The sequence below is a fragment of the Streptomyces sp. NPDC031365 genome, from assembly GCF_055569765.1.
The window spans coordinates 190,582-203,779 of sequence record NZ_JBVIIM010000005.1 but is presented as its reverse complement, the minus strand read 5'-3'; the positions used below and the strand labels follow the sequence as shown (position 1 = coordinate 203,779).

10 protein-coding genes are annotated in these 13,198 nt (G+C 72.9%); 7 read left to right on the top strand and 3 right to left on the bottom strand.

Annotated features, from left to right (window positions below; all coding sequences use genetic code 11):
- Positions 1-13: 13 nt before the first annotated feature.
- Entirely contained in the window at positions 14-643 is a 630-nt protein-coding gene (locus ACZ5C2_RS11000; RefSeq protein ID WP_468788929.1) for an aspartate/glutamate racemase family protein, read from the top strand.
- 610 nt (positions 644-1,253) lie between these two features.
- On the opposite strand, the gene gndA is transcribed toward ACZ5C2_RS11000, so the two are convergent.
- Positions 1,254-2,693, bottom strand: a complete 1,440-nt coding sequence (gene gndA, locus ACZ5C2_RS10995; protein WP_468788927.1) for an NADP-dependent phosphogluconate dehydrogenase — start codon at positions 2,691-2,693, stop codon at positions 1,254-1,256.
- Positions 2,694-3,105: 412 nt separating this feature from the next.
- On the opposite strand from gndA, the gene ACZ5C2_RS10990 reads away from it, so the two are divergent.
- Complete coding sequence (locus ACZ5C2_RS10990; RefSeq protein ID WP_468788926.1) at positions 3,106-4,380, top strand: transglycosylase family protein; 1,275 nt, start codon at positions 3,106-3,108, stop codon at positions 4,378-4,380.
- Here the strand turns inward: ACZ5C2_RS10990 and ACZ5C2_RS10985 are convergent.
- On the bottom strand, positions 4,370-5,515 hold the full coding sequence (locus ACZ5C2_RS10985; RefSeq protein WP_468788924.1) for a DMT family transporter: 1,146 nt from the start codon (positions 5,513-5,515) through the stop codon (positions 4,370-4,372). The two genes, ACZ5C2_RS10990 and ACZ5C2_RS10985, sit on opposite strands and share 11 nt — an antisense overlap.
- Positions 5,516-5,743: 228 nt before the next feature.
- Here ACZ5C2_RS10985 and ACZ5C2_RS10980 point away from each other — a divergent pair, with 228 nt between their 5' ends.
- The 5 genes from ACZ5C2_RS10980 (at position 5,744) to ACZ5C2_RS10960 (ending at position 12,372) form a co-directional block, all read left to right on the top strand.
- On the top strand, positions 5,744-6,484 hold the full coding sequence (locus ACZ5C2_RS10980; RefSeq protein WP_468788922.1) for a (2Fe-2S)-binding protein: 741 nt from the start codon (positions 5,744-5,746) through the stop codon (positions 6,482-6,484).
- A 38-nt stretch (positions 6,485-6,522) separates the two neighbouring features.
- The gene (gene glgA, locus ACZ5C2_RS10975; protein ID WP_468788920.1) at positions 6,523-7,674 is read left to right on the top strand and encodes a glycogen synthase; all 1,152 of its coding nucleotides are present in this window, start codon (positions 6,523-6,525) and stop codon (positions 7,672-7,674) included.
- 51 nt (positions 7,675-7,725) lie between these two features.
- On the top strand, positions 7,726-8,946 hold the full coding sequence (gene glgC, locus ACZ5C2_RS10970; protein ID WP_468788918.1) for a glucose-1-phosphate adenylyltransferase: 1,221 nt from the start codon (positions 7,726-7,728) through the stop codon (positions 8,944-8,946).
- A 401-nt stretch (positions 8,947-9,347) separates the two neighbouring features.
- Positions 9,348-10,775 (top strand): wax ester/triacylglycerol synthase family O-acyltransferase, encoded by a 1,428-nt coding sequence (locus tag ACZ5C2_RS10965; protein ID WP_468788916.1) that lies wholly within the window; start codon positions 9,348-9,350, stop codon positions 10,773-10,775.
- 103 nt (positions 10,776-10,878) lie between these two features.
- Positions 10,879-12,372 carry an SDR family NAD(P)-dependent oxidoreductase gene (locus ACZ5C2_RS10960; protein ID WP_468788914.1) on the top strand — a complete coding sequence of 498 codons (1,494 nt, stop codon included), beginning with the start codon at positions 10,879-10,881 and terminating at the stop codon, positions 12,370-12,372.
- A gap of 82 nt (positions 12,373-12,454) precedes the next feature.
- Here ACZ5C2_RS10960 and ACZ5C2_RS10955 read toward each other — a convergent pair whose 3' ends face one another.
- On the bottom strand, positions 12,455-12,679 hold the full coding sequence (locus ACZ5C2_RS10955; RefSeq protein WP_468788912.1) for a hypothetical protein: 225 nt from the start codon (positions 12,677-12,679) through the stop codon (positions 12,455-12,457).
- Positions 12,680-13,198 lie beyond the last annotated feature (519 nt).

Here is a 13,198-nt window from a genome sequence, read left to right as displayed (position 1 = left end):
CGGAGCGCTGCTCGTGCTGGCACTTCTGCACACCTCACCGGTCCACGTGCCCGTCTTCGACGCCTTGCGCGACGAGGACAGTCCCGGGCTCGAGCTGAGGCACGTCGTCGCCGAGGAACTGCTGGCACGCGCCCGCACGGCCGGTCCCGCCGCCGTCGCCGGTGCCGTACGGGTGAGGGTGCGGGAAGCCGTCGCCGGTGGTGCAGGGGCGGTGCTGTGCACCTGTTCGACGATCGGCGGAATCGCGGAGGCGGCTGCCGCCGCAGCCGGCGTTCCCGTGCTGCGCGTCGACCGGCCGATGGCGGGTGCGGCCGTGGCCGTCGGGCAGCGTGTGGCCGTGCTCGCCGCGCTGGGGAGCACCCTTCGGCCGACCGTGGCCCTGATCGAGGAGGAGGCCGCCCGGGCAGGGCGGCCCGTCGAGGTGCGGACCGTGCTGGTCGAGGGCGCCTGGGAGCGCTTCGAAGCGGGCGACGCGGCGGCATACGTACGCCGCGTCGCGGACGCGGCCGACGCGGTCACCGGCGCGGATGTGATCGTCCTCGCCCAAGCATCCATGGCCCCGGCCGAGCGGCTCACCACCGCCCCGGTCCCCGTGCTGTCCAGCCCCCGCCTCGGACTCGCGGCGGCTGCGGGCCTCCTGTAGCGGGGCGGGCCCGGATGAGCCGACCGGCCCCACACCCTCACGCGGGCGGGTGACTGGAGCGGCGGCCGTCGGGTAGGCGGGGGAGTAGTCCAGAGCCGACGTCGACCGACAGTCCGGAGGACACGCGCCATGACGAACCCGTACCCGGATCCGGTCCCGCCGGGCCCCACTCCGGGACCCACCCCGGGCCCGGACCCCTCACCCCCGGTGCCGCCCCCCGGACCGGCTCCCACACCCACACCCCCGCCTCCGCCGGGCCCGCAGCCGCCTCCGCCGGGTCCAGGCCCGCAGCCGCCCTCACCGCCCCCGGATCCCCCCGGCCCGTCCCCGTCGCCCATTCCCCCGGGCCCCGAACCGGTGCCGAACCCGGAGCCGGGGCCGCCGCTGAGCCGGGTCACCGGGCGGTGAGCCGGTCGAGGGCGGCGCCCCGCCATCGCGGCGACGGCGGGGCGGAGCGCGCAAGGTCCCGGTCCGCCACGGTCGGTGGCCTCGGTGTGCTGCGGGACCGTTCCGGAGTCCCGCGTTCACCGCTCGGCATGCGTCCCGCTGGCCCATCGCCGGCACGCGGCGCAGACGGGGCGGAGCCACCCCGGACAGAGACCCTGCCTACCTACGCCGACACCTCCGACCGGTCCCCGCCCCACAGCGTGTGGAACGAGCCGTCGCGGTCCGTGCGCCGGTAGGTGTGCGCGCCGAAGTAATCGCGCTGCCCCTGGGTGAGCGCGGCCGGCAGGCGCTCCGCGCGCAGCGCGTCGTAGTAGGCGAGCGCCGCCGCGAAACCGGGGGTCGGCACGCCCTGGCGCGTCGCCGCGATCAGCACCGCGCGCCAGTCGTCCTGCGCGTCGGCGATCTCCCGTGCGAACGTCTCGTCGGACAGCAGGCTCGGCAGGTCGGCACGGGCGTCGTACGCGGCGCGGATACGGTCCAGGAAAGCCGCGCGGATGATGCAGCCGCCGCGCCAGATCGCGGAGACGGCGCCGAGGTCGATGTCCCAGCCGTACTCCTCGCTGCCCGCGGCGACCTCGTGGAAGCCCTGGGTGTACGACACGATCTTCGACGCGTACAGCGCCTGCTCCACCCGGTCCGCGAACGCCGCCGCCTCCGACTCGCTCATCGGCGTGGCCTTCGGGCCGGCCAGCCCGCGTGAGGCCTCACGCAGCGCCGCGTGGCCGGAGAGGGAGCGGGCGAAGACGGCCTCGGCGATGCCGGACACCGGCACGCCCAGGTCGAGCGCGATCTGTACGGTCCAGCGTCCGGTGCCCTTCTGCTCCGCCTCGTCCACCACCACGTCCACGAACGGCCGGCCCGTCGCCGCGTCCACGTGGGACAGCACCTCGGCAGTGATCTCGATCAGGTACGAGTCCAGCCGGCCGGTGTTCCAGGTCCGGAAGATCTCCGCGATTCGGGCGGGGGAGTACCCGGCGACATCCCGCAGCAACTGGTAGGCCTCACCGATCAGCTGCATGTCGGCGTACTCGATGCCGTTGTGCACCATCTTCACGAAGTGCCCGGCGCCGTCCGGACCCACGTGCGTCACACAGGGCGCGCCGTCGGCGGCCTTGGCGGAGATGTTCTCCAGCATCGGGCCGAGCGAGTCGTACGACTCCTTCGGACCGCCGGGCATGATGCTCGGCCCGTGCAGCGCGCCCTCCTCGCCGCCGGAGACGCCCATGCCGACGAAGTGGATGCCCTGCTCGCGCAGTGCCTTCTCCCGGCGGCGGGTGTCGGCGAAGTGCGCGTTGCCACCGTCGATGATCATGTCGCCGGGCTCCAGCAGGGGAGCGAACTCCTCGATCACCGCGTCCGTCGGCTCACCGGCCTTCACCATGACGACCAGCCGCCGCGGCCGCTCCAGCGCCGCCACGAAGTCCTTGGCCGTCTCGGCCGCCACGAAACTGCCCTCGCTCCCGAACTCCTCCACCAGCGCGTGGGTGCGCGCCGCCGTCCGGTTGTGCACCGCGACCGTGTAGCCGTTGCGGGCGAAGTTGCGCGCGAGGTTGCGGCCCATGACCGCGAGCCCGGTGACGCCGATCTGCGCTGAACTGCTCATTGGGGTGGCTCCTAGTGACCTTGGTTCGGTACTGCTGGTGCGCGGGTACTGCCGGTGCCGCGGTACTGCCGGTCGGCGCCCAGTCCTGCCGTCGACCATCCTGACGTGCCGCACTTGCGTGCGCATGCGCGGGTCGCCCGGCCCCGCGCAGGCACATACGGGCGAAGGCCCCCGCCGTACTCAGCCGCCGTGCCCGGCACCCCGCCCGATGCGCCCACCCGGCGCACGCACCGGCGCGCCCCCGCGGACGGGCACACCCGCCCGCGCGCACGCTCCCAGTGGCATCAACGGGGGCGCAACGGGGGAAAGTTCCCGGCCATCTGGCGCATCCGTGCGGCCGATTGCCGCCTTGTCACGGCTGGTTCGCAGCGCTTACTTTTGCCCCTCCTGACGCATTGTCGAGGGGGATTCCATGGCCGTGCGCGGCCGGCACCGCCGGTATCAGCCGAACAGGATCAACCGGGCCTCGCTCACCGTCACCGCGGGCGGTGCCGGGATGGCGCTCCCGCTCATGGGCACCGGCGCCGCTCAGGCCGCCGACGTGGAGACCTGGGACAAGGTCGCCGCCTGCGAGTCCACCAGCAACTGGGACATCAACACCGGCAACGGGTACTACGGCGGGCTTCAGTTCAGCCAGTCCACCTGGGAGGCGTTCGGCGGCGCCCGGTACGCGCCGCGTGCGGATCTGGCCACCAAGGACCAGCAGATCGCCGTCGCCGAGAAGGTCCTCGACGGACAGGGGCCCGGCGCCTGGCCGGTCTGTTCGGTACGGGCCGGACTGGCCCGGGGCGGTGACACCCCCGACCTCCAGATCCAGCCGGCCACCGACAAGAGGGCCGACAGCAAGCAGGGCGACGACAAGAAGTCCGCCCGGCCCTCCGTCGAGGACGTCAAACCGCACACCACGCCCCAGTCCCGCGCGGGCCGCGCCGAGATGTACACGGTGGTCCGCGGCGACACCCTCTCCGGCATCGCGGAGGACGAGCGTCTCCGGGGCGGCTGGCGGGGGCTCTACGACGCCAATCGCTCGACCATCGGCGCCGATCCCGACCTCATCGTGCCCGGCCAGCGTCTCGCCCTGCCCGACGGGACGGCCAAGACCGCCCCCGTGAGTCCGCCGAAGACGGAGAAGAGTCCGGCCAAGCCGACCGAGAAGCAGACAGACAGGAAAACAGACAGGAAAACAGACAGAAAAGCAGAGAAGAAGACAGAGAAGAGAACGGACAAGAAGACCGCTTCGCAGCGCACCGAGGACCGTGCCGACCGCTCCACCCAGACCGGCGGCGAACGCGTCGCGCCCGTCAGCGCCGCCCTCGGCACGCCGTACCACAAGGCGGGTTCCGCCTGGTCGAAGGGTTATCACACCGGCGTGGACTTCCCCGTCCCCACCGGTACGGCCGTGAAGTCGGTCGGGGCCGGCACCGTCGTCAGCGCGGGCTGGGAGGGGTCGTTCGGCTACCAGGTAGTGGTCCGGCACACCGACGGACGCTTCAGCCAGTACGCGCACCTGTCGGCGATCTCCGTGAAGAGCGGCCAGTCCGTCGGAGCGGGTCAGCGCATCGGACGCTCCGGTTCGACCGGGAACAGCTCGGGCCCGCATCTGCACTTCGAGGTGCGGACCGGGCCCGGCTTCGGATCGGACGTCGACCCCGTCGCCTACCTGAGGGCGGGCGGCGTCAGGATGTGATGCGGGTCCTGTGCCGGTCCACCGCCGGCACAGGAATGTACGGGCCGCCGTAGAAGGGCCCGTACGACACCAGTGGTACCGGTGCCGGGTCGGTGCCCTCCACCCGGTCGTCCACCGCCGGCACCGGGAGGGCCGGGAGCCGCACGTCCTCGGGAAGCGTGAGTCCGGCCAGCAGCAGCTCGGCCGGGTCCGCCACGGACTGCTCGCCGGGCTCCGCCTCGGCCCGGCCGGCGGGGACCACCTCGGCCCCGGACTCCGGTACGCGGACCCCGGTACCGGCCGCCCGTGCCGTCTCCTGCTGCTCGCGTGCCAGCCGCTCCGTCGTGAGCAGGATCAGCCCACCGGCTGCCACCACGCCGCAGCTCAGCGCCAGCGCCGTGCCCGTTGCGCCGTAGCGGAAGGTCTCGCCGAACATGGTGATGCCGACCGCGGCCGCCAACACCGGGTTCACCACCGTCAGCGTGGCCAGCGGGGCCGCGAGGCCGGCGCCCCGGTAGGAGGCCTGGGACAGCAGCATGCCGGCCGTGGCCAGGACGCCGATCACCGCCAGGGACGGCAGGTTCGCCGCCGAGACCCCGCCCGTCCAGTCGACCGCGACGGTCTTGGTGAAGACGGAGGACATGCCGAACGCGACACCGGACGCGGTGGCCAGCAGGATGCTGCGCACCGCGGGATGCCGGTGCACGGCCCGGGACGCGATCATCAGCGCCGCGATCGCACCGGCCGTGCCCAGCGCTGCCGCCACCCGCTGCGCGCTGTCCAGCGACTGCGCGTCCGCCGAGCCGACCAGCGAGAGCAGACCCGCGAGGCCCACCGTCGCCATGATGGCGCCCCGCCACGCCGTCGCCCCGGCCTTGCGGCCGACGAACAGCGCGGCCATCGGCAGCGCGAACACGATGGTCAGCGCGCCCAGCGGCTGGACGAGGCTCAGCGGGCCATAGGCGAGTGCGACCACGTGGAGCAGTCCGCCGAGGCCGTTGAGCGCGACCGCCGCCCACCAGCCCGGCCGGCGCAGCGGTGCGTACTGCTGCGTGCCGGGTGAGGACACCGCGACCTGCTCCTGCACGATCGCTCCGCCGGCGTACGCCACGGCGGAGACGAACGACAGCAGCACGGACAACGCGAGGGCGCTCATCGGCTGCTCCTCTGCGTGAGGCCGGGGCGATGGACCCGGCGCGGCGAACGTTCGGCCTTCATAACCAACACGATGCCGTGCCGGGCTGTTCCCGTCGTCGTCCCTGAGCACTCAATAAGTCCTACTGCCGATGGAGTACGACGACAGCCCCGTCATCCCCTGGGTGGGTGCCCCGAGACGGAGGGCCCCTGGTTGCTCCCCCTAGGGGGCCTGGTACTACTGCACGTCGTGGACCTCGACCCCCGGCTCACCGCCCTCCATCGCCTCGGTGGTTTCTACGCACTGCGCACGGCGGGAGTTCCCGGCCGCTGCCTGCCCACGCTCGCCCGGGCATACGGCCCCGGGCGCCCGGACGTTCAGGACGACGCCCTGGCCTCGCGGGTCCGCAGGGTCGCCGGCGCCCTGCGGACGCCCGAGGCGCGGGTCGCCGCGTCGGTGGCCCAGCAAGGGCTCGCCGCGCGGCTGTGGTCGGTGGCCCTCGGCTGTGCCGCTCTGTACGGCGCCGTCCCCGACCTCGCCCCGCGGCTTCTGTGCTGGGACCCCGAGGGCAGCGCCCCCGACGACCTGTGGCTGACCGAGGTGCGGCCGCTGCCCGCCGACGCGGCGACGATCGCGGAACTGGTGCTGCACGGCCACCTCGAGCCCCTCGCCGTGGCCCTGCGCTCCCGCAGCCACCGCCTCGCGCCCGGTCTGCTGCGTGGCAACGCGGCCTCCGCGCTCGCGGGTGCCGCCCGGGAGCTGGACCGCTGGGGGCGCCGCCACGGCCGTACGGACGTCGCCGTCCGGGCCGGCGCCCTGGCCCGTGAACTCCTCGCGGATCCCCTGCTCGCCGGTGCCGGAAGCCTCACCGGCACCGCCTACCTGCGCCGCAGCTGCTGTCTCTACTACCGGGTGCCCGGCGGGGGCGTCTGCGGGGACTGTTGCTTCGTACGGCCGCCCCGCTCTTCCCCACGCGCCCCATCTGGGTGACCATGAGGACAACGTCCGTTCTTACAGGGGGTTCACACGTGCGAGTGGGACTGCTGACCAGGGAGTACCCCCCGGACGTGTACGGCGGCGCGGGAGTCCATGTGGAGTTCCTCGCCCGGGAGCTGAGGCCCCTGGTGGACCTGGAGGTGCACTGCTGGGGCGAGGGCCGGGCGGACGGAGTGCTCCGCCACCGCCCCTGGTCCGCGCTCGACGGGGCCAACGACGCGCTGCGCACCTTCTCCGCCGACCTCGCCATGGCCGCCGCCCTCCAGAGCCGTGAGCTCGTCCACTCCCACACCTGGTACGCCAATCTCGGCGGCCACCTCGCCAAGCTGCTGTACGGCATCCCGCACGTGATGACCGCACACTCGCTGGAGCCGCTGCGCCCCTGGAAGGCCGAGCAGCTCGGCGGCGGCTACGCCCTGTCGAGCTGGGCCGAGCGCACCGCGGTCGAGGCCGCCGACGCGGTGATCGCGGTGTCCGGTGCCATGCGCGACGACATCCTCGGCTGCTATCCGGCCCTCGACCCCGGCCGGGTGCACATCGTGCACAACGGCATCGACACCGCCCTGTACCACCCCGATCCCGCCACCGACGCCCTGGACCGGATCGGTCTGGACCGCTCCCGCCCGTACGTGCTGTTCGTCGGCCGCATCACCCGGCAGAAGGGCGTGCCCCATCTGCTGCGGGCGGTACGCGGCATCGACCCGGCCGCGCAGGTCGTGCTGTGCGCCGGGGCCCCGGACACGCCCGAGATCGACCGGGAGTTCCGCGAGCTGTACGAGGAGCTGAGCCGGGTCCGTGAAGGGGTGCACTGGATTCCGCAGATGCTGCCGCGTCCGGAGGTGATCCAGTTGCTGACCCATGCCGCCGTGTTCGTGTGCCCCTCGGTGTACGAGCCGCTCGGCATCGTCAATCTGGAGGCCATGGCGTGCGGCACCGCGGTGGTCGCCTCCCGGGTCGGTGGTATCCCGGAAGTCGTGGCGGACGGTTCCACCGGGGTACTCGTGGACGCGGACGACGACCTCGAGGCGGGCCTCGCGCGGGCGCTCGACTCCGTCCTCGGCGATCCGGCCACGGCACGGCGGATGGGCGAGGCGGGCCGGGAGCGCGCGGTCACGGAGTTCGGCTGGGACGCGGTGGCCCGGCGCACGGCCGGACTCTACGAGGAGATCCTCAAACAGGCTTAGTCCCGCGTGTTGGGGGCAGTCTTGGGAAAATTCGGCGTGAGGGGAGCGGCCATGCGTCGTGGTGGTCCTTCGGTCCTGGGAATCGTGCTGGCGGGCGGCGAGGGCAAGCGCCTGATGCCCCTCACGGCGGACCGCGCCAAACCGGCGGTCACCTTCGGCGGCACCTACCGCCTGGTCGACTTCGTCCTGTCGAACCTGGTCAACGGCGACATCCTGCGCGTCTGCGTGCTCACGCAGTACAAGTCGCACTCGCTGGACCGGCACGTGACCACCACCTGGCGGATGTCCAGCCTGCTGGGCAACTACGTCACCCCCGTCCCCGCGCAGCAGCGCCTCGGCCCGCGCTGGTACCTGGGCAGCGCCGACGCCATCCTGCAGTCGCTGAACCTGGTCTACGACGAACAGCCCGAGTACGTGGCCGTGTTCGGCGCCGACCACGTGTACCGCATGGACCCGCGCCAGATGCTCGCCCAGCACATCGAGAGCGGCGCCGGGGTCACGGTGGCCGGGATACGGGTGCCCCGCTCGGAGTCCTCCGCCTTCGGCGTGATCACCCCGGGTCCGGACGGAATGAGCGTGGAGGGTTTCCTCGAGAAACCGGCCGATCCGCCCGGACTCGCCGACGACCCCGAATGCGTGTTCGCCTCCATGGGCAACTACCTCTTCACCACCAAGGCGCTGATCGAGGCCCTCCACCGGGATGCCGAGGACGAGAACTCGGTGCACGACATGGGAGGGTCGATCCTGCCGCAGCTCACCGAGCGGGGCGAGGCGCACCTGTACGACTTCAGCTCCAACCACGTGCCCGGCGAGACCAGCCGCGACCAGGGCTACTGGCGGGACGTCGGCACGCTGGACGCGTACTACGAGGCGCACATGGACCTGATCGCCGAGCGTCCCGCCTTCAACCTCTACAACCGCCAGTGGCCCGTGTACACCCACTCAGGCCAGCTCTCTCCTGCCCGTTTCAACGCGGGCGGCATGGCGAGCGAGTCGATCATCAGCGCCGGCTGTCTGATCCGGGGGCAGGTCACGCGCTCCGTGCTGTCGCCGGGCGTGGTGGTCGATCCGGGGGCCGTGGTGCAGGGGTCGGTGCTGCATGACAACGTGCATGTGGGGCGGGGTGCGGTGGTGCGCGGGGCGGTGCTCGACAAGAACGTCGAGGTGCCGCCGGGCGCGACCATCGGCGTCAACCCGGGGCGCGACGCGGAGCTCTACACGGTGTCCAAGGGCGGCGTGATCGCGCTCGGCAAGGGGCAGCGGGTGCCGTAGGCGCTGGTGCGGTCCTGTCGACGCCGGCCCGCGTCGGCCTGTCACCGGCGACCACCTCTCCGAGCTCGACGGGGTTGCGCGCGCCGGCGTGCCGGGGAACCACGGTGCAACGCCCAGGGCACCGATGCCGAGGGCCGGCTGACCGCTCTGCCGGGCGTTCGCGCGAGGAACCTCTACTCCGACGGGCCGCACCCGTCCGGGTGGCGTCTGTCGCCCATGAGCGGTGCATACGCCGCCGGGCCCCGCGTCCGCCCCATGGCCCCGCCCCTTCCGCCGTGCCGGTGGAAGGAATGTCGCCGTCACATGCTGTTAACTATGTGTAGCCAGATCGTACTTGACCGTAATCGGCCGGGAGCGATTGACTGTTGATCCGTTCCCGTCATCGATGCGAGGCCCCGCCCATGACCGCAGACCCGCTGGCCCCTCTCGACCTGGCGTTCTGGAACATCGAGTCCGCCGGTCACCCGATGCACCTCGCGGCGCTCGGTGTCTTCTCCGCCGGCTCGCCGTCCGCCGCGGCCCACGCTGCGGACCTGCTGGCCTCCCGGGCAGCCGCTGTGCCCGGACTGCGCATGCGCATCCGGGACACGTGGCAGCCGCTCGGCCTGCGGCAGTCTCTGTCGGCGCTGCGCCGCGCCTGGCCGGACTCCGGCCAACCCCTCACCGCCGCGCTCCGGCAGCCACTCGCCTCCACAGTGCGCCGGTCGCTCGCCTTCGGCGGCGCCACCCGGGAGCCCGACCCCGGCTTCGACCCCCTCGACCACGTCCGGCTGCACCCGCCGGCCGCCGACTTCCACTCCGCGGCCGGACGGCTCATGGGCCGCCCGCTGGAACGCGCCCGGCCCCCCTGGGAGGCCCATGTACTGCCGGGGGAGGACGGTGTCTCCTTCGCCGTCCTGTTCAAGTTCCACCACGCCCTCGCCGACGGGCTGCGCGCCCTCACCCTCGCCGCCGCGCTGATGGACCCGATGGACCTGCCCACGCCCCGGCCGCGACCCGCCCCGCCCCCGCGTGGCCTGCTCCCGGACGTGCGCGAGGTGCCCGGCCTGGTCCGGGATGCCCTGTCCGACGCGGGCCGGGCCCTGGACATCGGCGCCGCCGTCGCCCGCTCCACCCTCGACATGCGCTCCTCGCCCGCACTGACCTGCGCGCCCAGCGGCACCCGCCGCACCGCCGGCGTGGCCGTCGACCTCGACGAGGTGCACCGCATCCGCAAGGGCGCCGGCGGCACCGTCAACGACGTCACGATCGCGGTTGTCGCCGGCGCGCTGCGCCGCTGGCTCGACGAGCGAGGCGACGGCAGCGAGGGCGTCGCCCCGCGCGCCCTCATCCCCGTCTCTCGGCGCCGGCCGCGCACCGCTCACCCTCAGGGCAACCGGCTCTCCGGGTACTTGATACGGCTCCCCGTCGAGGAGCGGGACCCGCTCGCCCGGCTCACGCAGGTCCGTACCGCCATGGACCGCAACAAGGACGCCGGTCCGCACCGGGGCGCGGGGGCCGTCGCTCTGCTCGCCGACCACGTGCCGCCGCTGGGTCACCGGCTCGGCGGACCGCTGCTCGGCCAGGCGGCCCGGCTCTGGTTCGACGTCCTGGTCACCAGCGTGCCGCTGCCGGGCTTCGGACTGAAGCTCGGCGGCGACCCCCTCGGCGCCGTGTTCCCGCTCGCGCCGCTGGCCCCCGGCCACTCCCTCGCGGTCGCGGTCTCCACGTACCGGGGGCGCGTCCACTACGGCCTGGTCGCCGACGGTGCGGCCGTCCCGGACCTCGACCGCCTGGCCCACGCTCTGACCGAGGAGGTGACGACACTGACCGCCCTCTGCGACCAGTGAGGGACGCGGTTTGGTGCTGCGGCCCGGCGCTGAAGTAAAATCCGCCGTTCGACAGCGGATGCGAACGGAGCGCCGCGACAGCAGAGCGGGAACGGCAGCGGCGATGACGGTGACACAGGACGGCCCCGGGGCCACGGACGCGGTGGTGCACGGGCCCGGCATCGACCCGGAGCGGCTGGCCGTCTGCCTCGGCGTGCTCGAGGAACTCGACACACTCGACGTCGACCACCCGGACGCGATCCTGGTCCGCCGGGCCACCTCGCACATCTACCGCACGGTCAAACAGCGCCGCCGCCAGGAGCGCCGGGCCGCCAAGACCGCTCACGACAAGTCCGTCACCGAGGCCACCGCCACCGGCTCCGCCGAGCGCATCGACGACGAGACCGAGGGCATCCTGCCCTCCTCCCGCGTGGAGCCTGGCCGGATCGCGGGCATACTCCAGCGCCCCCGTTCCTGCTACACCTGCAAGACCCGCTACGTCGAGGTCGACTACTTCTACCACCAGCTCTGCCAGAAGTGCGCCGCCGAGAACCGCGCGCGGCGCGACGCCCGCGCCGACCTCACCGGCAAGCGCGCGCTGCTCACCGGCGGGCGCGCCAAGATCGGCATGTACATCGCGCTGCGGCTGCTGCGTGACGGCGCCCACACCACGGTCACCACGCGTTTCCCCAAGGACGCCATCCGCCGCTTCAAGGCGATGGACGACTCCGGTGACTGGATGCACCGCCTGGAGGTCGTCGGCATCGACCTGCGCGACCCGGCCCAGGCCGTCGCGCTGGCCGACCGGGTCGCGGAGCAGGGCCCGCTCGACATCCTGATCAACAACGCCACCCAGACCGTCCGCCGCCTGCCGTCCGCGTACGCCGCGCTCGTCGAGGGCGAGAGCGCCCCGCTGCCGGCCGGTGAGCTGCCCGCCCACCACGTCATCGGCGCCTTCAACTCCGGCGCGGTGGACGGACTGACCGCGCTGCCCGTCGGGGTCAGCGGACTCGACGCGCAGAAGGTGGCCGATCTCGCCCTGGTCGCGGGCAACGCCAGCGTGCTCCGGCACCGTGACGGCACCGCCATCGACGCGGGCGGCCTGGTCCCCGACGTCGTCGACTCCAACACCTGGGTCCAGACCATCGAGCAGATCTCCCCGGTGGAGCTGCTGGAGACCCAGCTGTGCAACTACACGGCGCCGTTCATTCTGATCAGCGCGTTGCGTCCGGCCATGGCCGAGGCCGCGCGCCGTGCGTCCACAGGACGCGCCTACGTCGTCAACGTCTCCGCGATGGAGGGCGTGTTCGACCGCGGCTACAAGGGCGCGGGGCACCCCAACACCAACGCGGCCAAGGCGGCCATGAACATGGTGACGCAGACCAGCGCGCAGGAGATGTTCGACACCGACCGCATCCTGATGACCTCCGTCGACACCGGCTGGATCACCGACGAGCGTCCGCACTTCGACAAGCTTCGGCTCGCCGACGCCGGCTTCCACGCCCCGCTCGACCTGGTCGACGGCGCGGCCCGTGTCTACGACCCGATCGTGCGCGGCGAGGCGGGCGAGGACCTGTACGGCGTCTTCCTGAAGGACTACGCGCCCGGCCGCTGGTGAGGACGGCGGCCCGGGGCGGTCAGTCGACCGTGCCCAGCCGGGAGTTGCGTGCCCCGGCAGATCCAGCACGGTGCGCCGGTCCTCAAGGACACCGGTGTCGAAGCAGGCGGTGCGGGGCCTCCGCGTCCGTCGTGCGCGGGGCGAGGAGGTCGTACCCGGCGGGCAGGTCGTGCCGGGGGTGCCGGCGGACCAGAGCCGCGACGCGCTCGCCGGGCGGCTCCCGTATCGCGTCCGCCGTGCGGCCGGTTCCGGCCGCCGGTTGACCGGGCCTCAGCAGCCGGCCGGCAGGCCGGACCGGACCGGACACCTGTGGCTCCTTGTCCACGGGCCGGCCCGGCGCAGCAGCGCCGTGGTCCGCAGGGCGTGCTCGTGCGTGCGAGCGGGGTGCCGCCGCGGCCGTACCGGTCGTCCCCCCAGCGGGACCGGCAGGAGGCGTGTCCCTGCATGCCCGGAGCAGATCCATCAGCTCCTCGACGGCGCGCAGTTCCCTGCGCCGGTCCGCCCGGGTCCCTGCGCCGGTCCGCCCGGGAGACGGCCGTTGCCGTGCGGGCAGCGGAGCATGGCGGGCTTGCGGGCCGGCCAATGGGACCTGAACTGCCTCATGACCACGCGACCTTGTCGAAAACGTCGACACCCATGTAGTCCGAATGAGTGAACAAGGAAGCCGCATTCATGTTGAAATAGCATCATATTGGGGATGATTGCGCAGGCACCGTCGCGTGATTGTTACCCGGTACTTTCCAGCCCTATCGAGCGGGGGGCTGCTCATTTGGTTACTCTGATGCGGACGGACAGCAGCAAGGGTCCTACCCGCACCCACGGTCCG